Below are 20618 nucleotides of genomic sequence, written 5' to 3' on the forward strand. Positions count from 1 at the left end.
CGTTTCGCGGCATGTTCCCGGGGGTATTTTTTTATTTTTCATACACGGATCAACACTGATTATGCAGACTGATTAAGTAGTAAAGTCAGAATCCATTCAGTCCCTGTCTTCTTAGATCCGTAGCCACAATACGTGCAAGCTCCGCAGCCCCTTGACGATTCGGATGCAGACTATCCCCTGTCATATACAGAGCAAGTGTTGCCGCAGGACCAATTGAAGTGAAATAGGCAGAACTTAACTTATTCAGTTCAACCAGGATGACTCCCTCTTCCTGAGCAAGTGCACGGGTTGATTGATTGTACCAGCGGTTCTCCGCTTGATGTACATTGGCTGTATTAAAGTCAGTTGCCCGGCCCTGAGGCGTGGAGAGGATAACTGTTGCTCCTTTGTTCTTCGCCTGGCGCACCATATCCCGCATGATCTCCTTGAACTGTGCCTCCGTTGTATTGTTCTTGGCATTGGTATCGTTAATTCCGAATTGCAGAATAAAATAGTCTCCCGGCTTGATATACTTCAGAATCGCTTCCATCTGACCATCATCGCGGAAACCTCTCGCAAATTGGCCACTTGACGCCATATTTCGAACCTGGAAGGTAGAATTGTTCACATAGGACGGAAACAGCTGTCCCCAACCTCCTTGTACACTGCTACCCAGCGGATAGTAATTGCAGACTGTTGAATCACCACCAATGTAGATCGTGCGGTTGGTAACGGTCTGATTGGACAACTTCCGGATTTCGAGTGCACTAAGTGTGAAGGCCGTACCTGTCTTTCCTTCCGTAACCAGCAGGTTTAATTGCCCGTCAGTCACCGGAATTTGAAACTGATCCGTTGCCCCGTTGCCCGTCATATTGATGATCTGGTAGACACCTTCTGCAGCCACGCTGGCTCTGGCAGTATTGCCCAGGACCACTTTGACCTCATATAGGCCATTGGACAGATTCACATTGAAGGTATTGGTGCTCTTGGTGCCAAAAGTTAAAAACTGCACAGCGTCACTCTTAACCCCGCTTCCTGAGGCAGACACATTTCTCATCTGTGCAGGTGTGTTGAAGCCATAACCTTTCGTAGGCGTATAGGCATCTCCTGCGGACACGCCTGTGTAACCGCTCTCAACAGCACCCGAACCAAAATCAAATCTGTAATTGTCCGTTGCCGCTTCGGCGACTTGCCCTTCATTGCTTCCCAAACGGATGCCCATTGTACTCGCAAACAGAACAAAACAGAGCAGAAGCTTTACCGATATTGACCATTTCATCACTGAATTCTCCTCTCGAATCAGAATTATATTAGTGCACGATCCACACTTCACAGAACTTGATCAAGCCAGTCATAAGCCTTAGCTCCGCTAATCTCATGTCCACCTGTAAAGAAATCCGCATCCAGTGATTCTGATGCTCCCGCCTGCTCATATATGTGTGTCAAACGCGCATACGCCTCTCTCGCTGCATGGATTGGGAACACCTGGTCATCACTTCCGGCTTCAATAAAAAGTGGCCTAGGCACAATCAGGCCGATGAGATCCGGCAACTCCGCTTCACTCAGGATACCTGGCACATAGTTGTCCAGACAATGGTTCCGATCCAGTATGCTGCCCTGGAATGTACTTGCATAACCACTTACCACAGTTGCCCTGAACCGTTCATCCAACGCGGCTGTAAATACGGTCACCAGCCCACCACCCGAGATACCCATGCTTCCAATTCGCTCCGAATCCACTTCTGGCCGGGTCGATACATAATCCAGTACACGTGTTGTTTCATACACCCTATGACCGGCGAGGGTTTTCCCCACCATGAGCAGATGCGCAGCAATCTTCGTACAGGAACTTGCCCCTGGTGGCGCATCGCGGTCCTCTTCCAATCTTCGATCACCAAATCCGAGCAACTCTGGAGCCGCAACCATATATCCACGCTTCACAAGCGCTACTGCAAAGTCCTTGTGTAATCCTGGCTCTCCTGTCCGTAGTGACCCATCCGGTTCCATACCCGATATCTCTCGGCTACCGTAGCCATGCCCATGACAAGCTACGATAGCAGGTCTCTTGTTTTCGATAATGCTTCCATCACCCGGAATTAATAAATACACAGGCATGCGAAGTCCTGCATAGGTCGTGATTTCAATCCGCTCCCGAATATATCCGTCACATGTAATGCGCTCCAGTAAGACAGGATTCAGTGCGGCCGCCATCGTTGGAAAACCGCCCAGCCGTTCTTTCACGCGAGTACGTAACTGACTGCGCCATAAGTCCAGGGGTTGATCTGCATGATACGCGGAACGACCACGAAGATTCGTTTGTTGTTGAAGATAGGCTTCAATATCAGACATGGGCCTGTGTCCCTCCTGTTTTTCGTAGGATAACGTAGATAAAAGACTATCATATGGAATTAATCCCATCCATTATAGAACATTGATGTCACCCATGAATTGAACATGTTTGCCTGTTTTGAATGGAATCACACGATTTCTAGCCAAAAAAAGGATATCTCCAACCTGAAGACAGGTTACGGAAATACCCTTCATTTCATCTGCCCTGGCAGCCACCAGTTCCACCTGCCCATTAATTTCATCAATGCAGGTACCAGTATTAGCCGGATCAACGTAACGTCAATCAACACCGCTGCCGTGATTCCGATCCCTAACTGCCTCACACCTGCGACTTCAGCAAAAGCAAACGGCACGGTCACCGCAAGCAGAATGGCCGCTGCTGAGGTAACCAGACGGCCTGTAGAAGCCAATCCCTGTTGGACAGCCACATCACTGTCTCCGCTTCGTCTATACACTTCCTGAATACGGCTCAGCATAAACACACCATAATCCATGGATATGCCAAACACCAATCCTGCAATGAATACAGGAATCATAATGGCAATGGCTGACGGCTCCATACCAAGATGTCCTTCATTGAACACCCATACCAATATGCCAAATGAAGCGGCTAAGCTGAGCAGATTCATCAGAATTGCCTTGATTGGAATGAGCATCGATCGGAATGCCGCCAGTAACACAAGATAATTGGTGACCACTACAAATACCAGCACTTTGGGCAGTTGACTTGTAACTTCCTGCATTATTTCATACTGCTTGGCAGCCTCCCCACCATAACGTAGTTTTACGTTGTTGGAACCTGGTGCATGATCGCTATTCCTCATTCGTTCAAGCCAGTCTGCAAACTGTTCCGAACCAGGCTCCCCGTGCACGGTGGCTATCAATCGTATGGAATGATCAGAGACCGTTGAACGTAGCCATGCCGTCCTTGTTGACTGTTTGCCTTCTATGGAAGGAGTGAGCGACGACGGTGGGATCCGAAAAAGACTTTGCGAGCCAGTTTGATTCGGCTGTAATAGGCCCCATGGTGAAACAATGCTCAATACGTCCGAGTCCTGCAGTAGTTGACGGGCTTTGTGGTGGGCCATCTGCCAGTGTGAGGCAGTCAACCGTTCCTGCTGTCCGCCAATCACGATCTCGATGGCGGAGGTATTCTTTTGCCCCAAATCATGTTGCAACTGCTCTGCTGCCTGGCGGGACTCCATTCTCTCTGGCAGTGAAGCGGCATCCGGGACGGACAGTTCCAACCGAGTCACTGGATAAACACACAGGAGCAGCACAACCGTGCCTCCAATGGCCATACTGACGGGTCGTTTCATGACCCTTGCTGACCATCTATGCCAGACCGATCTTCTGGGTAACGAATGGACTAACTTTCGCCTGAAGACCCGATCCGCAGACAGTGATAGCAGAGCTGGCAGGAGCGTAACATTTAACAGTAGCGATAGGAGCAGAACAATGACAGCCCCCAAGGAGACACTCAGAAACATCGGCAGCCTGATCCAGAGTAGACCCAGCAGCCCAAGGAATACGCAAGCTGCCGAGAACAACACTGCTCTGCCTGCTGTGCGCAATGTTCGCTGAAGAATCTCGCTCTGCATATCCAGACTTCTGCCCGTAACGTTAGCTTTGCCTTCATCTTCATAGGTCCGCTGAACTTCTTCCCTGTACCTGCTCAGAATGATCAGAGCAAAGTCTATACTCAGTGCCATGCCCACCATGGGAATCACATTAATGATAAAGTTGGACAATTCCAGATGGTAACCAAGGAGTGACGTGACTCCCATAGCGGTAATCACAGCACTGATCCCCATCATGACAGCAATCAACGCGGCATATAGCCCCCTGAATGCAAAACACAAAACGATCAGGGCAATCGGCAGTCCCACCATCTCTGCCCGTTCCAGATCACGAAAGCTCAGATGATTGACATCCTGCTGGACGACTGTCTTTCCCGTCAATTGCACCGTACCTGGACCGTCTGTTGCCAGCACGGCGCGCAACTGCTCCAGTGGGGGCCCCATCTGATGTGCAGGCACATCCATCTTCACAAGGGCATATGCCCTATGGTCTTGCAGCGTCACCCTTTCGCTAGCATCCAAAGGGGACGTGATAGAGGTTACCGCAGGCAACACTTGAACCTGTGTCAAACGATCCTTGATCCACTGCCGGAACTGTAACGGCGAGGTATTTTCCTTTTTCTCAAACACCAGAATAACCGGATCAGCAGGAGAAGCGAATTCGTCCTCCAGAACAAGTTCAACCGCTTGCGCATCCCCGTGAACTTGTTTCAATCCGTGATCTTGAACAATGTCAGGTAACTTCCACGCCCAGACCGCTGACATCCCGATGATAAATACCCAGCAGAGAATAATGAACCGCGGATATCGGCTGATGAAGGCAGCAAGTCTGCGATAACCCATACCTAAGCTCCTCTGCGATCAGATTAGTCATTCGATTATATTCATCGGTAAGGGTAAGATCATAAGCACATTCAACCACTTGCGGTGCATATCTCCTTCACTCGGGTTCATGAACTATTGGATACCATGATTCACAGGTGTTCTGTTCGCTATGGGGCAGGGATGTATGTAAAAGGAAGTAACTCTGCTGTCAGTCCCGGGCCAAAAGCCAGCGCTATCCCAATGGAATGTTCTTCCTTCTGTCTGTAATCCTCACGGATGGCTTGAAGAACAAAAAGAATCGTCACGGACGACAGGTTGCCATAATCCCGCAGGATGTTTCGGCTGTAGGAGACCTGCTCATCTGTCAACTGATACAGCTTCTGAACGGCATCCACGATGCCTCTGCCTCCCGGATGGATCGCCCATATTTCCGGTAAACTGCTACCCTCCAGCAACCGCTCTACCTCTGGACCGAGATGCAAACCAAGCAGCTTTGGAATCTGTGGTGACAGGTAGAGATCAAAGCCTGTATTGCCCACTTCCCAGATCATTTCTTCTGCACAATCCGGGAGCAGCGTTGAGTGCCCTCGGCCCAGTCGAAAACATTCATTGCGGTCTGTTCCAGACGCACCAATAACACAGGCAGAGGCGCCATCTCCGAAGAACGATGCGGCATACAGGTCGTCCCGTTTGGCAGATGGCTGAAAGTGAAGTGTACATAGTTCCACGCACACGATGAGAACTGTAGCCTTCTGATCTATCGTTACAATGGAATTCGCCAGTTGGATCGCCTTCAGACCGGCTGCACATCCTTGAAACACCAGTGGAATCCGGTTGATCTGCCGTGAAAGTTCAAGTTGCTGGATCAGCCGAACATCAAGTCCCGGCAGGAATTGCCCCGTGCAACTCACCGTAATGAGATGTGTAATTTCCGAGGAGGTTACGTCTGCATCCTGAAGGGCCTGTCCAGCCGCCTCCAGACCAAGCGGAACAGCAGCAGCCTTGTATTTGCCCATACGCTCGGATGTAGTCGGAACCTCCTCCGCATTGGTAAAGGGTAAATATCGGCAAGAATCAACAGGCTCAAGCAGATTCGGTTCACACGTATACCGAGTCTCCACACCGCACTGATTAAAGATCCGTTTGGCCCATCTTCTCGCATCTGGCTCATGTTCCAGCGCTTGCGCGAGACGGGCAGATACATCCTTTTGCTCAATACGGTGGGCAGGCCACGCCGTTCCTATTCCCATAATACTTGCCCCTGTACTTTCCTCAAGCTGGTTCATCGGCTTAACCCCCTATATAGTCTTGTCTTTCGTAATCAAAAGTGGGCTTTTTAAACATCCTATATATCAAATAGGTTCATATAGAAATGTGCAGGATATAGTACAAGTCTATTCACTCCCTGTCCCGTTTATGTTCATATCACAACAAAAGGCGGACAACCTATGCGAGTTTCGCATGTGTTGTCCGCCTTTATCAACAGGGTTAAATCCTTTCACAAATTACATATAGGATCTTTCATAACTATTCAGGCCGAATTATGGTGAATCTCTCTCCGAGCTTGGCATAATCATTACCCGCCAGTCGGCTGACTGGTTTCAAATGATCCATCAGGATATAGCCCTTGTCCGGATTGTAGACTTGTTCGCTGAAATGATACTGCACTATGCGTACCAGCAACAGATCACTCATCGGTTTGCCATCATCGTTGGTAATGGGAATGTGCTGATACAACTCACACTCCATCCGGATAAGTGCTTCCTTTATTCCTGGCACGGTGACCTTTGTACTTGGCACTGTAGTCAGTTTCGTCCGTTCAAGCTCACTTTCATGGGGTTCAAGGATAGCTGCTGTCTCATTTACTTCTGCTATGATTGCTTCATCACATATATGCACGACCAACTCTTTATGAGCAAGTACATTACGTGCAGTATCTTTCATAATGCCGTCTTTACGTGCAATGGATATGGATAACAGCGGTGGGTCCGAACTGACCACATTGAAGAAACTGAAAGGCGCTGCATTGATTACATCATTCTCATCTGAACGTGTTGTCACAAAAGCAATTGGACGTGGCACCACCGAACCACTCATCAGTTTATAGTTATCTCTTCCCGTTATTTCACGTGGATCCAATGTATACATATGTAATATCCCCTTCCCTGCTCGTGTAACAAGTGTCAATTTCACTTCAAGACACGATCACACACTCATATTTATTATATAACGTAAAATGCTGAATTAACAAAAAAACTCCCTGGTGCCTATTGCACCAAGAAGTAGAAACATGCTTTTTCATATCGACATTTCTTATTTAACAATGCTGTTCTGAATGTCTTCCATAATTTGAAGGTTCGCTTGAACTCCGCTGTACAACCAGCTGCTGGACCGGGTGAATTCAAACAAATTTCCATTTTTCACAGCCGGGATACTTTGCCACACTGGATCTTTCAGTGCTTCTGCTCCAGTACCTGCATCACTATTAACAAAGAACAAGTAGTCTACATCCATTTCCGCCAGCTTCTCCATAGAGATGGAAGACCAGTTACCTGTTGCATTGGCAGAGATTTCTTTTACAACTTCAGGCTCTAGAAGTCCAAGTTCTTTGTACATTACTTCTCCACTTGATACGTTGTCACTTACAATAAAGAACTTGCCGCTAACCAACCAAATGGCCGCTGCTGATTTTGTTCCACCTGTAACGTTGTTGATCTTTTCCTTGATTTCTGTAGCTTTAACTTCGTAATCATCCAGCGCTTTTTGCGCTTCATCACTCTTATTCAAAATCTCACCGATTTTCAGTAACGTTTTACGCCAGTCGCTATTGATCTCATCGCCAAGTACATAAGTAGGTGCAATTTTACTATACTGTTCGTATTTTTCTCCTTCAACCACACTTTCAGAACCAATAATAATCAGATCCGGGTTAAAACTTGTTACCGCTTCAAAAGGCAGATCAAAAGCAATCGTTGGGATACCATTCAGATCTTTTTGCAGATATTCCTGGATTCCGTTGGCTACCGACCACTGGGCAACTGGCTTAACACCTAGTGTTACCAAATTGTCTTCCAGATAAGACGCGATGACACGCTCCGGATTAGCCGGGATGGTTACTTTGTGTCCCATTGCATCTGTCAATGTGCGTTCTGTCAGGGCTTCTGTTTGCGTCTCTGTCTCCGTTGCTGTATCGTTCTCTCCTGCTGCTCCGTTCTCTGCCGGCTTCGCTCCACACGCTGCCAACCAGATGGACATGACCATCACCGTAATCAGAAATATGATCATCTTTCTATTTTTCTTAAACAATTTATTATCCCCTTTCAATATGGAAACGTAGTCCTCGTTATTGTGACAGATATCTACGTTCAAAAAATGATACTATTATTGATACATATAATATCCGTATGTACACTTGTCCGATTCCATTGACAATGATAATTGTTATCAGTCCAGTTGTCAATTCGATTTTGCTCTGCGCTATAAAGTTGAACTAAGAATTATTTACACTGACACTACGTTGATAGAACAACCTTCCAATCGCTGTTATCCCCAGATTTTTTTCGATTCCCTTTTTTCTAAGGGAAAATCCGGGGATAAAGGCGAAGCGTATGCTTCCGATGCAGCTTTCTTGCAGAAAGCTTTTAGCTTCGCTTTTCAGTTTTTTCTATTCTCTCCGTTTTGTGTAAATGATTAGTTCAACTATATAGATCATATAAAATCTTCTTGGCGGCACTCACATATAGGCGGATGCCGCCATATGCTGAATGCAGAATACGACGACAGGAAGGATGTTCTGTACATGTATTACGAATATAACCCTTATCTAAGTTATGGAGAAGACCGTTCCTTTCAATTGCCTCCACTGTTCCCAGGAGGTGGCGGTACACCGGGTGGTCCGACGTTTCCTGGTATACCTGGCGGTCAGGGCTCCTATCCTCCATACATTCCAGGTGGAGGACCCGGTCCATATATCCCTGGAGGCATTCCAGGTACAATCCCGGGTATAGCACCGGGCGTACCTGCGCAGCTGACTCAAGGCAATCTGCCCACCCTGCTTAGTGCCTATCCTCGTCCGGTAGGTCAGCCTCCGGCAGAAATGCTTTTTCTGTATAACCTGATCAAAAGCAGCCCGGGTCTGCTTCCGCTCTTCCTCCAGCAACAACCGCAAAGCCTCACTCAAGCGGTGCAATTTGCACAGACTGGTTCAGCGGCACCACGAGATAACGAAGAACGTGCGCTGCCCAACTTTTGCTACAACCGATGGTCCCTTGTCTTCACATACAATGATGTCTACCTGATGTGGCCTGCCATTAATCTGTTTGGTTTTGTGGTGGGGTACTTTTATCCATTCCTCACGCCAGGTATACTGTCCAATACACAGATTTTGTTTGCGCTCTGTTAAACCTGTCCTTACCTACAGCAAGAGCCCCACTTGGAAGCATGATTCCTACCAAGTGAGGCTCTTGTTCGTTCTTTTATCCAGATGTATCTTTATACTATTAAGACTCCATAAACGCAAGGTGTGCAGAATCAGTACATTTAACTCAACACTTGATCGTTCTGGCGCTTCCTGCCTTTACTGACCATTAGGAAGTAAATCACCAAGGCACCGAGATCAGCACACGCAATAACGATTCCCATTGGCACAGCTGTTCCTTCTCCCCCGAGACCTACGAGGGGAGCGACAATACCACCGAACAGGAACGTTATCACACCAATAAGCGCAGACGCACTGCCTGCCGACTTCTCCTGATTGGCCATCGCCAAGGCGAAGGATGCGGTATTGACCAACCCAACACTGGATACCACCAGAAATAACGGAATTAGTACAGATGTTAGATTACCTCCAGCCAGAATGGCGATGAGCAGTGCACTTCCTCCGAGCGCCGCGATTAGTAGACCCGCGATTAACAGCCGGATTTCAGATACCTTACCTGCAAGTCTGCCGGCAAACTGACTGGCCAGAATAATCCCAAGCCCGTTTATGGCAAAGCAAATACTAAACATTTGCGGGGATACCCCATATATTTTCTGAAGTACAAACGGTGAACCGGATATGTAGGCAAACATGCCAGCCGCTACGAAACCTTGGGTCAACGCATAACCCATAAACTGACGATCGCCAGCGATTTGACGAAACGTAATCAGGGTCTGCTTCAATCCCCCGCTTGATCTGCGATTGGAAGGTAATGTCTCTCCAAGGCCGAAAATAACAGCCAACAGTGTCAGTATTCCGATGAGGCTGAGCAAAATAAATACGCCGCGCCACGACGTATACGTCAACAATTGTCCACCAATGATTGGTGCAGCAATCGGGGCTACGCCGTTAATCAGCATTAACAGAGAGAAGAACCGTGTCAGTTCCGGGCCCGAATATACGTCTCTGACGATAGCGCGCGAGATGACAATCCCTGCCGCTCCAGCTACACCTTGAATAAACCGCAGCACAACAAAAGAGCCCATCGTAGGGCTGACCAGGCAAAGTATGGAGGCGATAGTATAGAGCACAAGCCCTGCAATGAGCGGTGTTCGCCGACCACGTACATCACTTAGAGGTCCGGCAAGCAACTGTCCAACCGCAAGTCCAATCATACACGCCGTCAGACTGAGTTGAGCATACGAAGTAGATGAACCAAACTCATCAGCCAGCGTGGGCAATGCGGGTAAATACATATCCAGGGACAACGGCCCGAAGGCCGACAATGTCCCCAGAATTAAAGCCATCCGTACACGAGATGTGGAGTTTGTGTTCAATGAAGCTGTTGTACTTTTCATCAAATACTACTCCCCGCTACCCAGCAGCTTGAGCAGATTGGAAGGCAGTGTGAACTGTTGATTGTTAATAATAATACGGCGCAGTTCTTCTTCATCCCGCTCGTTCTCGGCATCTTTGATCTCCTGAATTTCACGGTGAAGTCGTTCCATCTGTTGATCCAGTGCATTTGCGGAGTCTGCCGCACTTTTCAGTTCCTTGGTCAAATGCTCGGGAACATCCTTATTGTATTTATAAAAAATCTTATGCTCCAGACTTGCCCAGAAATCCATCGCGATTGTACGGATCTGGATCTCCACACATGCTCGTTCCTCACCATTGGACATGTACACAGGCACTTCCACCAGAAGGTGAAGGCTTTGGTAGCCGTTTGGCTTCGGATTCTCGATGTAGTCTTTGACCTCCAGTACACGCAGATCACTCTGGTTGCACAGCATATCCTTAATGCGATAGATATCCGAGATAAAGGAACATGTAATCCGTACCCCGGCGATATCCTTGATATTTTGCTTGATGCTCTCAAACGTTAACTCATGATTCTTGCGGAACATTTTGTTCATAATGCTCTCAGGTGATTTCAGTCTGGACTTTGTATGCTCAATTGGACTGTAATCATGCAAAGACTGGAATTCTTCCTTCAGGACTTCAATCTTGGTCTCCATTTGATCCAGAGCAAATTTATAGATCATCATAAATCTGGTAATTTCATATTTGAATTTCTTGAATTGATCAATTGGATGTGGAGCGTTCATCATAGCTTTCTCCCTTTCTTTCTGCACACTAAAATTAGTTTTATAAAAATGAGGACAGCGGTCAATGCATATGCCTCCTGAACCATTATAAATCATATGGAGCCAATAAACGAATTTCTCACATTCGGGCTGGCTATTCTGCCTGGAAGGTATGGGAACTTATTTTACGAGCATCATATAGATGCATCCCTGTCATTTGGCCTGTTATTACCGATGAAAGAGGTTGATTTTCCTGCTCTATCAAGTGACGTATTCATCCGATACACTTCGGGTTAAAGCTTATTTATACCTGCCACAAGGTTGTTCATTACCTGATATCACGACATATGAAACTTCTCATCCCGGCTCTGTCTCTTCTGCCTTTCCGGAATTCGCTTCCATACATACATCTCTACATTTGCAACCACTCGCCAGCCATTACCCTGCTGCAAAAATACATGATATCGCTCACACACAGGAACAGTGGCCTGTGCTGATCTATTGTCGCGGCGGACTTGGCAGCTATGGCGGGGTAAATACTGTTTGGCTTGAGCAATTTGTACATAAAGGTTATATCGTGTTCGCCCCATCCTATCGTGGCAACGAAGGCGGTGAGGGGCGTGACGAGTATGGCGGAAGAGATGCCGAAGATGTGCATGCCGCTTATCGGTTGATGCAGCGTTTACCTTTTGTCGACCCAACTCGGATATCGTTAATGGGGTTCTCCCGTGGAGCCATTAATGCTGTACATACCGCAACTGCCTATAATGAGGGACCGGACAAAGTACATAAGTTAGTTCTTTGGAGCGGTGTCGCCGATGTGGAACGCACTTACCATGAGCGAACCGACCTGAGGCGCACATTGAAGCGGGTATTAGGTGGTTCCCCTCGCACAGCTCCGGAAGCTTATCTCGCCCGTTCTCCCTTATCCAAAGCGAACAAACTATCTTGTCCGGTGCTGATCATGCATGGTACATCAGATACACAGGTGAATTATAGCCATGGAACCCGAATGTATCACTGGCTTAAGCGCCGAGGTGCGGATGTCACATTTCACGCTTATGGCGGGCAGGATCATCATTTTCACGAGAAAATACATGAGTCAGCAGTGAACAATATGTTTGATTGGCTCGCTGCACCTTAAATCTTGCACTATGAATTCATTTTGAAGAAGCATGGGTTATGGCTGTATACTAGAGGGGCTACGTTTTTTTGAAAGGACGGATAGGATGAATCAAAGCACCCTCCAAAAATACGCCATGCTGCTTCTCTGCATGTCTGCCGGAATGGTGGATCTGATCGGATATCTGGGACTGGGGCATGTGCTCACAGCCAATATGACGGGAAATATTGTTTTGTTGGGTATTGCCATTGCCCGTGCTCAGGAATTTGTTGTAATTCGGTCATTGCTTGCTCTCATTGGTTTTATTGCCGGCAATGCCATTGCAGCACATATGGTTGGACATGTGCAGACCAAAAATGGCTGGTCCTCCAAGGTCACAGCTGTATTTACTGTTGAAAGCATATTGCTCCTGCTGTTCGCAATCGCCATGATTAGTCCATTTTCAGAACAACTGTCTTATCTGTTAATTGTCATCCTAGCCGTTGCAATGGGGATGCAAACAACTGCGGCACGCCGCATTGGCATTGCTGGCATCTCAACAACTGTGCTCACCAATAATTTGGCCGCTGTGGTTGAGGATACCGTAAGCATTCTCAAAAAGATGCGACATGCCAATATCCGATCGTTAGCCAAAGCCTTGTCCACAGACTCCTACCTTCGTGCAGGTGCTGTTGTCATCTATTTGATCGGCGTCATTGCAGCCGCATTGTTATTCCACCGTGTGCCCATGATTGCAGTCTGGATTCCTGTCCTGATCATTGGCGGCGTAACCCTATACGCCCGATTACATGCATGGGGAACTCCACAACAAAGCGAAAGTTAATAGTTAAAGAAGCAACCCATTCATTTTCAAGAGGCTGTGCAAATATCCGCTTTAGGGTACTGAAAACTGGCTTTTTTGAACACATATTTTAAGTTAAGTACAATCACGCTATTTATTTCATCAAAGACGCCTCTTGGCGGAAAAGCTTGACAAGATGCTGTGCAGCAGGTGATAATACCTCCCCGGCTCGTGTACATACAGCAACCGTATTTCTCAGCTGCACACCTCGAACAAACACACGTGCCAGCCTGCCTTGCTGCACATCTTCGTTCACAACCAAAGAAGATATAAAGTTGGCCCCATAACCTGCCTTCACCGCACTAATCGTTTCGTTCAGCCCGTTGAACTGAAGCGCAATGCGGGGAGCGGCCAGGTTATTTGTAGTGCAAAGGGAAACGAGTCTCTCACGCGTGGCACTGCCTTCTTCGCGCATGATGAACGGTTCTGCCATCATCTCATGCAGCTCGATTTCTTTTCCCGCATACGGATGGTCAGGGTGCACAACAAACCACATCTCATCGTCAAACAATTCATCCCATTGGACACCCGCATGTGTAATGCCACTTCCACCATACACTGCAATCTCTGCCTCATAACGAAGCAACTGGTCAAAGGCCATCCGGGTGTTGGTTGTGCTCACAACAATCTCCACATCCTCGTGCATTTGCTTAAACCGCGCAATCCAGCCAGGCAACAGAAAATTCGAAGGCAAGTAGGTTGCCGTAAGACGGATCAGTCCTTTCTTGCCCTCCCGAAAATCCTGCACAAAATTCTCGACATCCTGCTCCAGCATGAACAGACGTTCCGCATACCCTGTTAACTGTATCCCCGCATCCGTAAGCACCAGTCTTCTTCCCTCCGAAACAAAAAGCTGGATTCCCAATTCACGTTCAAATTTCTTCACCTGGGAAGATACCGCAGGCTGACTAATATTCAGTTCCTCTGCGGCACGAGTGACCCCGCCATATCTCACAATGGCATGAAATAATCGTAATCCATGCAGATTCATGTTTACACCCCTTCCACGTCAATTACATAATCTAAAGTTATATTAACATACATAATATATATTTTATTTATATATCTACTCCATCTATAGTTGAAATATGAAATCCAATACATGAAACAAGGAAAGGAACATGTGAAGATGAAAAATATAAATACGACCAACCTACAGCATACCTGGATTCAAGTCGACGACTACATGAATGATCTGCTGATTCCATCAGATTCCCTGCTGGAACATACACTGCAAAGCAATGCCGAAGCTGGACTCCCTGCACATGACGTAACACCGAATCAAGGAAAGCTGCTTCAGCTCCTGCTGCAAATCCAAGGCGCATCCCGTGTACTTGAAATCGGCACATTAGGTGGATACAGTACCATCTGGATGGCAAGAGCGCTGCCTGAACACGGACGTATCGTCTCACTGGAATCGGAATCACACCATGCAGACTTGGCCCGAGCCAATCTCACACGAGCAGGACTGATGCACAAGGTAGACCTGAGAGTTGGTCCTGCCCTAACCACCCTTCCCGATGTTCAGGAAGAATACAGGGAACCGTTTGATATGATCTTCATCGATGCTGACAAACCGAGTAATCCCGATTATCTGAGATGGGCCCTGCGACTGACTCGGCCGGGGAGTCTTATTATTGGTGATAATATCGTCAGGGACGGTGAAGTGATCCGCACAGACAGCACAGACCCTAGAGTTCAAGGCGTTCGATTATTCCTGCAGTTGATCGCGGATCACCCTCGGCTTGAAGCTACAGCACTGCAAACCGTCGGTAGCAAAGGTTACGATGGATTCGTCATTGCTCGTGTGATTGATGCCTCTGAACCAAAATAAACAGTGGTCAATTCTTCCGCAAATTCCCCTTTCCTGTTAAACTGGAATCACTGCACAGGCAGACTGGGGGGAACCACTTGAGAGTTTTACAACATATTCATGATGAAATTCGCGGCTGGTCCCGCAATATTCAACTGTTTTTCCTAGCTAGCATTCTGTATCAGATCGGAAATGGCATGTTCTCTGTCTTGTACAATCTGTATATTCAGGGGCTGGGCTATAATGATACAATGAACGGCCAGATTGTAAGTATTCAATCACTCGCAACAGCCATTATGTTTGTTCCTATCGGTCTATGCGGTGATCTGTTCAGCCGCAAGCGATTACTCATTACCGGGGCGTTATTCAGCGGAATCTTTCTAATCGGACGCTCCTTCGATTATTCGGCTACAGGACTGATTTGGTTCGCGGTATTTTCTGGCCTTTTCGCTGGGGTATTCCAAGTACTGGCCATTCCTTATCTGGCGGAAAACGTCAAGAAAAGCCAGCGGCTGAAGATGTTCAGTTATTATTCATCCCTTGTGCTCGCTTCCCAGGTGCTTGGTAGCCTGGGCGGCGGTGTATTCGCAGATTTGTTACATACGGCAGGACTCGCCAAAGTGACCGGATTGCAGACGGTTTTATTTGTCGGGGGTGCAGCAACACTGGCTGCATTTATTCCACTGTTATTTGTAACCGAAGGCAAGGCCGCTCCGCAGACAACAATTCCGGGGCAACCCGTTCTTCAATCCAATGCGGATCTAAAAGAAAGTTCAACGAATACGTCAAGCACGGACGATTCGATCACGAAGAAAAAAGATTCCCGACTGATTGGTCAGTTTATAGTGACTCAGTTGTTAATTGGATTAGGTTCCGGACTGGTTGTACCGTATCTGAATCTGTATTTCACCAATCGGTTCTCGGTTTCTCTGAGCGGCATGAGCTTACTGATTGCACTTGGTCAGATTATGACAATTGTATCCATGCTGATTGGTCCTACCCTGGCGGCAAAGGTCGGAAGCGTAAGAGCCGTTGTCATTTTCCAGGTCATGTCGCTGCCCTTCCTTCTATTAACAGGCTTCACCAATCTGTTGTTCATCGCTTCGCTCAGTTTCTTATTCAGACAAGCATTGATGAACGCAGCCAATCCCATTCATTCAGCGATACTGGTGGATCGGATCTCGGACAAACGCCGCGGCATTGCCAATTCACTTATGCAGACCTCGTTCATGATTGGATGGGCGACCATGGGACCCGTTCAATCCTATCTGGTCACCACGTACGGAACGTATTGGGGTTATGCGATCACTTTCAGCATCACAGGCTGTCTATACGTTATTTCATCACTGATGTACTTTGTAATGTTCAGAGAACCCAAACCTTCCGCTACGGCTCTTGCAGGATCTTAATGAGTTGAACAGTAGCAGCCTGGTTATTCCGCAGATAACGCAACGTATCCCATCATCAGGAGTGATCACGCATGAACATGAATCCTTCATTAAACCTGAATGCATACCTGAATCTCTTGAAGTAGCAACGTGGGGTGCCCTTTTCCCCAAGATTCTTCTCTATGCTCCGCTCTGTGTAACGGGTACATGGGTTAGACGCAAACTCCGATTTCCGACGGCCTTTATGCTGGATCCCATGATTGTCATGTGTGTTGTTCAATTAAGTACAGCAATGCACACGCCCAATCTGCCAACCTCCCTCTTAAACGTGATGAGTATGATCATATTCAGTCTGATCCCATGCCAAAGAGAGTATCCATTTGATGTCACATCCTGCGGATACTCTCTTTTATTTGTACACACTCATCTTCAGCATTTGGCCTCATTCAATTTTAAGCATAATAACTACTTATGAATAAATTCGGTTGTACATCCAGCCTACAATGACCACCGTAACCACTGTTGCCCCAATAATGAATGCATAATAGCCAATCTTACTTTTGGACTCCGAAGTCTGATGGTCATAATAATCCGAGTTACGTCGATAAAATCCCATCCATAACTCTCCGATCATATTCACAACAACCAATACAAAACGTTTAACAAGCCCCATTGTATTCGCGTCTCCTCTCTCTGATCAACCTTCTTCCATATTAAGTATAATTATCCCAATTCATGAAAACAACCTACTCATATTCCTTCGGTGCAGTTTCTTGCTCCAACCAGGTTAGAATATCAAATGCTTCCTGATCGGTGCTACCACACATCTCTTCCTCAGCTTGCAATCCACTGCATACCGCAGGACGATCCTTTTGGCCAAAAATTCCGCAGCGATTATCATCCGTAAGCTGCACACAACGTACACCTGCCGGCTTGCCATGAGCCATGCCCGGTATCGGTGATGATATGGAAATCGCGATACAACATGCGGCACAGCCTGTCCTGCATTCCATACATATTCCCTCCTAATTTTAATACTTATAGTACTTACAATACATGTTCAAAAAGACCGGTTTTCAGTACCAAGAAGATGGGATGAAGCTAGAACCTCTTATATTATGAACGATTTATCCAGGTCCAGGTTCGAGCGAGCCCCTGAGCCATTCTCCGATTCATACTTCGATTGGAAAAATACCCCCCATGACTTAGCGGATTCCAACTCATCGCCACGCCGCCAGAGTTCACTTCAATATCTTCTTTGACCGCTTTCTCATAAGCGGGATCAATGGGGCGTAATGGATAACCCAGAATATCATCCCGATCGTAGAAGTTCACCCATTCCCCTTCCAGCCCGGCATAATAGTGATTCACATGGGAAGAGGGCACCTGAATTGGGCAACTAAAGTCATGGTAACGCAAACTCCATAAGGGCAGGGTTGTACCAAACGAGTAAAAATTGGTCAGGGTGTCACCCCGCTCCAAAGCCGAGTTCACATCCACAACTTCAGGAACACGACTGGACGGATATTGCAGATCGTAGAAGAAGTTACTGGCGATTACGGCACCCAAACTATGGGCAACCACGCAGAGCGGAGCTTCCGGTCCATTACGCTGTGCAAGGGTATGCATCGCCTGATTCAACGTTCGATGTACGGCATCATAATTATGGCCTTGATTTTCCACAGGTTGATAAGCAACCGCATCAGCCAGGTAATGGATGACAAATCGGCGCAACGCCTGAAAGTTCAATCCCGGAGAGCTGACGAGCTGTTGAAAGAGTGCCTCTTCCCGCTCCTCAAATACATCCGCCCAATATACAGGTTCGATATCCACCATCTGTTTGGAGGCTCCAGGCAAGACCATCACCTTGTCCAATTCCTTATGCAAACAAGCAATCAGCTTGTCCGCGTACCCATCCTTCCGCATACCCAGCCCATGAATGACCATCACCGCAATACGTGTCATGGCTCTCCTCCTCATCGATCTAGGATCTCTTTCTCCACCATATGAACGCCACGACTCGAACATGCCTGAAGCTTGCTTTGTCAAACGATACCTTCCAGTGACCATTATTTTAAAAATGTGATTCTTCCATTTTATATACAGTTTACCATGATCGTCATGAAAATAACGATCATACAGCAAAAAAGGAGCTGCGTATCATGCAGCCCCTTCTTGTTGTTGTATTCAATTAACCTTTCAGATGAACCTTCAACACACCATTTTGATTAGATGTAACATCACCTGTGGTGACTTCCACCCGTTCAACCATATCTTGACCATCTGGAATGATAATCGGTGTAATCAGCGGGTAACCCGCATCTTCAATGACCTTACGATCAAACTCCAACAGTTTTTGTCCAGCCTTTACATGCTCGCCAGCTTCCACATGCATGTTGAAGCCTTCACCCTTGAGGGATACTGTATTAATCCCGACATGAATCAGAACTTGTAATCCACTTGCGTGTTCAAGAATCACCGCATGTTTACTTTTGATCACATGAGCTACCTGAGCATCAAACGGGGCAACAACCAGGTTGCCGGAAGGTTCAATCGCTACACCTTCACCCATCTGTTTCTCGGCAAAAGCCGGATCAGGTACTTGCTCCAGTGACACGGCCTGGCCGGTTAATGGCGCCATGATTTCCAGTGTATTCACTGCTTCGTCCCCTACTTGAGCTGCACTACGTGTGCGCTGGTTTGGATCTGTTTTTGCAGTTGAAGAGGTAACACCCGAAGCAGACTGCGATGTAGCCGCTTTAGGCTCAGCAACGGTTTCATTACTTTCATTACGATCTTCTTTTCTCAGTTTGGCTCTGCCAAAAAGGACGGTCAGTACAAATGGTACAACCAGAACAATCGCCATACCGATGAAGAAGACGCCCCATTTGTTAGGGAAAATCGACAGGAATCCCGGTACGCCACCTACACCGATGGAGGTTGCCTGAACATTATTCATCGTCAGCAACACACCACCAATCGCGGAACCGACCATACCAAAGATAAACGGATAACGGTAACGGATATTCACTCCGAAGATCGCCGGCTCAGTTACCCCGAGGAAGGCCGACACCGAGGACGTCGCTGCAAGTCCTCTCATTTTCTTCTCACGCAGGACAAGCATCATCGCAAGTGCCGCCGAACCCTGTGCGATATTGGACAATGCCAGCATCGGCCACAGGAACGTACCGCCCTGACTACCAATGAGCTGAACATCCACCGCTAGGAACGTGTGATGCATACCGGTGATAACGAGCAAAGCGTACAGACCACCGTAGATCAGACCACCCAGCGCCGCGTATGAATCGTATACATAGATCAAGCCGGATGTGATTGCATTTGCAATAGCAAATGTGACCGGTCCAATAATCGTAAATGCCAGGAATCCGGTAATCAGCAATGTAACTGGTGCAACGACCAGCAGTTTGATCGAATCATGTACCCTTTTATTCAGGAAAATTTCCATCTTCGCAAGCAGATAGGCCGATACCAGTACCGGCAGAACCTGCCCTTGATAACCGATCTTCTCAATCTCCCAACCAAACAAATTCCATGTTGGCACCGTGCCATTATTCACGGCATCAGCGTAACCATATGCACTCAGCAGATCGGGATGTACCAGAATGAGACCAAGCACGATCCCGAGCAGCGGACTGCCGCCGAACCTTTTTACAGCTGCCCAACCAATTAGAGCCGGCAGGAATGTGAAGGCTGTACTTGCGATCGTATTAATAATGGACGCAAGATCCTTCCAGGCTGGATAAACATCCACCAGTGATTTTCCATCAAAGAAAATGCCTGGACCTGTCAGAATGTTGTTAATCCCGAGCAAAAGACCTGCCGTGATGATCGCTGGCAAGATTGGAATGAAAATATCCGAGAGTGTTTTAATCGCTCGCTGAATTGGATTTTGCTTTTTACCAGCGACCGCCTTCACATCATCCTTGGAAGAACGATCTCCCCCGGTAATCTGAATCATCTCATCATAGACCTTATCCACCAGACCAGGCCCAATAACGACCTGGAATTGTCCCTGGGAAGAGAACTGTCCTTTAACCAGATCATTCTGATCCAGACTTTCAGTATCCACTTTACTCTCATCGTACAAGGCAAAGCGGAGTCGTGTAACACAGTGTGTAGCAGCTTCAATATTCTCTTTGCCACCGACTGCCCGGACGATCTCCTCAACCTGTTTTTTATCAATTGCCATAGTGTC

Annotated in this window: 19 protein-coding genes; 6 read left to right on the forward strand and 13 right to left on the reverse strand. The window is 47.3% G+C overall.

Annotation, left to right across the window (positions count from 1 at the left end):
• Positions 1-85: 85 nt before the first annotated feature.
• The 6 genes from QF049_RS10595 to QF049_RS10620 all read right to left on the reverse strand — a co-directional run bounded on the left by QF049_RS10595 (position 86) and on the right by QF049_RS10620 (position 8039).
• Complete coding sequence (locus QF049_RS10595; protein WP_307543187.1) at positions 86-1201, reverse strand: rhamnogalacturonan acetylesterase; 1116 nt, start codon at positions 1199-1201, stop codon at positions 86-88.
• 107 nt (positions 1202-1308) lie between these two features.
• Positions 1309-2328: a dienelactone hydrolase family protein gene (locus tag QF049_RS10600; RefSeq protein ID WP_307537231.1), complete on the reverse strand. Its 1020-nt coding sequence runs from the start codon at positions 2326-2328 to the stop codon at positions 1309-1311.
• 191 nt (positions 2329-2519) lie between these two features.
• Positions 2520-4751 carry an MMPL family transporter gene (locus tag QF049_RS10605; protein WP_307537232.1) on the reverse strand — a complete coding sequence of 744 codons (2232 nt, stop codon included), beginning with the start codon at positions 4749-4751 and terminating at the stop codon, positions 2520-2522.
• Positions 4752-4900: 149 nt separating this feature from the next.
• Positions 4901-6019, reverse strand: coding sequence for a type III polyketide synthase (locus QF049_RS10610; RefSeq protein WP_307537235.1), 1119 nt, complete (start codon positions 6017-6019; stop codon positions 4901-4903).
• Positions 6020-6260: 241 nt separating this feature from the next.
• Positions 6261-6881: a flavin reductase family protein gene (locus QF049_RS10615; protein ID WP_307537237.1), complete on the reverse strand. Its 621-nt coding sequence runs from the start codon at positions 6879-6881 to the stop codon at positions 6261-6263.
• 165 nt (positions 6882-7046) lie between these two features.
• Entirely contained in the window at positions 7047-8039 is a 993-nt protein-coding gene (locus QF049_RS10620; RefSeq protein ID WP_307537239.1) for an iron-hydroxamate ABC transporter substrate-binding protein, read from the reverse strand.
• Between the two features lie 451 nt (positions 8040-8490).
• Between QF049_RS10620 and QF049_RS10625 the strand changes: the two genes are divergently transcribed.
• The gene (locus tag QF049_RS10625) at positions 8491-9135 is read left to right on the forward strand and encodes a hypothetical protein (protein ID WP_307537241.1); all 645 of its coding nucleotides are present in this window, start codon (positions 8491-8493) and stop codon (positions 9133-9135) included.
• A 137-nt stretch (positions 9136-9272) separates the two neighbouring features.
• Here QF049_RS10625 and QF049_RS10630 read toward each other — a convergent pair whose 3' ends face one another.
• Together QF049_RS10630 and QF049_RS10635 are read right to left on the reverse strand one after the other, a co-directional pair.
• Positions 9273-10508: a multidrug effflux MFS transporter gene (locus tag QF049_RS10630; RefSeq protein ID WP_307537243.1), complete on the reverse strand. Its 1236-nt coding sequence runs from the start codon at positions 10506-10508 to the stop codon at positions 9273-9275.
• Positions 10509-10514: 6 nt separating this feature from the next.
• Entirely contained in the window at positions 10515-11258 is a 744-nt protein-coding gene (locus tag QF049_RS10635; RefSeq protein WP_124114270.1) for a GTP pyrophosphokinase, read from the reverse strand.
• Between the two features lie 244 nt (positions 11259-11502).
• Between QF049_RS10635 and QF049_RS10640 the strand changes: the two genes are divergently transcribed.
• Both QF049_RS10640 and QF049_RS10645 read left to right on the forward strand, forming a co-directional pair.
• Positions 11503-12381 carry an alpha/beta hydrolase family protein gene (locus QF049_RS10640; RefSeq protein WP_307537246.1) on the forward strand — a complete coding sequence of 293 codons (879 nt, stop codon included), beginning with the start codon at positions 11503-11505 and terminating at the stop codon, positions 12379-12381.
• Between the two features lie 85 nt (positions 12382-12466).
• A complete protein-coding gene (locus tag QF049_RS10645) occupies positions 12467-13183 on the forward strand; it encodes a YoaK family protein (protein ID WP_307537248.1) in 717 nt (238 codons plus the stop codon).
• Positions 13184-13295: 112 nt separating this feature from the next.
• Here the strand turns inward: QF049_RS10645 and QF049_RS10650 are convergent, their stop codons facing one another.
• Positions 13296-14192, reverse strand: a complete 897-nt coding sequence (locus QF049_RS10650) for a LysR family transcriptional regulator (RefSeq protein ID WP_307537250.1) — start codon at positions 14190-14192, stop codon at positions 13296-13298.
• 138 nt (positions 14193-14330) lie between these two features.
• Between QF049_RS10650 and QF049_RS10655 the strand changes: the two genes are divergently transcribed.
• The 3 genes from QF049_RS10655 (at position 14331) to QF049_RS31370 (ending at position 16877) form a co-directional block, all read left to right on the forward strand.
• The gene (locus tag QF049_RS10655; RefSeq protein ID WP_307537253.1) at positions 14331-15035 is read left to right on the forward strand and encodes an O-methyltransferase; all 705 of its coding nucleotides are present in this window, start codon (positions 14331-14333) and stop codon (positions 15033-15035) included.
• A gap of 77 nt (positions 15036-15112) precedes the next feature.
• Positions 15113-16423 (forward strand): MFS transporter, encoded by a 1311-nt coding sequence (locus QF049_RS10660; protein ID WP_307537254.1) that lies wholly within the window; start codon positions 15113-15115, stop codon positions 16421-16423.
• A 61-nt stretch (positions 16424-16484) separates the two neighbouring features.
• Positions 16485-16877, forward strand: a complete 393-nt coding sequence (locus QF049_RS31370) for an AbrB family transcriptional regulator (RefSeq protein ID WP_373428340.1) — start codon at positions 16485-16487, stop codon at positions 16875-16877.
• Here QF049_RS31370 and QF049_RS10665 read toward each other — a convergent pair.
• From QF049_RS10665 to treP, 4 genes are all read right to left on the reverse strand, one after another.
• Positions 16872-17075 (reverse strand): hypothetical protein, encoded by a 204-nt coding sequence (locus QF049_RS10665; RefSeq protein WP_307537256.1) that lies wholly within the window; start codon positions 17073-17075, stop codon positions 16872-16874. The two genes, QF049_RS31370 and QF049_RS10665, sit on opposite strands and share 6 nt — an antisense overlap.
• A gap of 73 nt (positions 17076-17148) precedes the next feature.
• On the reverse strand, positions 17149-17415 hold the full coding sequence (locus QF049_RS10670; RefSeq protein ID WP_307537258.1) for a YkgJ family cysteine cluster protein: 267 nt from the start codon (positions 17413-17415) through the stop codon (positions 17149-17151).
• Between the two features lie 103 nt (positions 17416-17518).
• A complete protein-coding gene (locus tag QF049_RS10675; protein ID WP_091016899.1) occupies positions 17519-18367 on the reverse strand; it encodes a chemotaxis protein in 849 nt (282 codons plus the stop codon).
• Between the two features lie 226 nt (positions 18368-18593).
• The gene (gene treP / locus QF049_RS10680; protein ID WP_307537261.1) at positions 18594-20612 is read right to left on the reverse strand and encodes a PTS system trehalose-specific EIIBC component; all 2019 of its coding nucleotides are present in this window, start codon (positions 20610-20612) and stop codon (positions 18594-18596) included.
• Between the last annotated feature and the right edge of the window lie 6 nt (positions 20613-20618).

Source organism: Paenibacillus sp. W4I10, assembly GCF_030816325.1.
Taxonomy (GTDB): Bacteria; Bacillota; Bacilli; order Paenibacillales; family Paenibacillaceae; genus Paenibacillus; species Paenibacillus amylolyticus_B.

Bases quoted from the DNA above. Each gene is read 5' to 3' on its own strand.
- QF049_RS10595 (WP_307543187.1), bottom strand. From the start codon at position 1,201: ATGGGCATCCGTTTGGGAAGCAATGAAGGGCAAGTCGCCGAAGCGGCA.
- QF049_RS10600 (WP_307537231.1), bottom strand. From the start codon at position 2,328: ATGTCTGATATTGAAGCCTATCTTCAACAACAAACGAATCTTCGTGGT.
- QF049_RS10605 (WP_307537232.1), bottom strand. From the start codon at position 4,751: ATGGGTTATCGCAGACTTGCTGCCTTCATCAGCCGATATCCGCGGTTC.
- QF049_RS10610 (WP_307537235.1), bottom strand. From the start codon at position 6,019: ATGAACCAGCTTGAGGAAAGTACAGGGGCAAGTATTATGGGAATAGGA.
- QF049_RS10615 (WP_307537237.1), bottom strand. From the start codon at position 6,881: ATGTATACATTGGATCCACGTGAAATAACGGGAAGAGATAACTATAAA.
- QF049_RS10625 (WP_307537241.1), top strand. From the start codon at position 8,491: ATGCTGAATGCAGAATACGACGACAGGAAGGATGTTCTGTACATGTAT.
- QF049_RS10630 (WP_307537243.1), bottom strand. From the start codon at position 10,508: ATGAAAAGTACAACAGCTTCATTGAACACAAACTCCACATCTCGTGTA.
- QF049_RS10635 (WP_124114270.1), bottom strand. From the start codon at position 11,258: ATGAACGCTCCACATCCAATTGATCAATTCAAGAAATTCAAATATGAA.
- QF049_RS10645 (WP_307537248.1), top strand. From the start codon at position 12,467: ATGAATCAAAGCACCCTCCAAAAATACGCCATGCTGCTTCTCTGCATG.
- QF049_RS10650 (WP_307537250.1), bottom strand. From the start codon at position 14,192: ATGAATCTGCATGGATTACGATTATTTCATGCCATTGTGAGATATGGC.
- QF049_RS10655 (WP_307537253.1), top strand. From the start codon at position 14,331: ATGAAAAATATAAATACGACCAACCTACAGCATACCTGGATTCAAGTC.
- QF049_RS10665 (WP_307537256.1), bottom strand. From the start codon at position 17,075: ATGGGGCTTGTTAAACGTTTTGTATTGGTTGTTGTGAATATGATCGGA.
- QF049_RS10670 (WP_307537258.1), bottom strand. From the start codon at position 17,415: ATGGAATGCAGGACAGGCTGTGCCGCATGTTGTATCGCGATTTCCATA.
- QF049_RS10675 (WP_091016899.1), bottom strand. From the start codon at position 18,367: ATGACACGTATTGCGGTGATGGTCATTCATGGGCTGGGTATGCGGAAG.
- treP (WP_307537261.1), bottom strand. From the start codon at position 20,612: ATGGCAATTGATAAAAAACAGGTTGAGGAGATCGTCCGGGCAGTCGGT.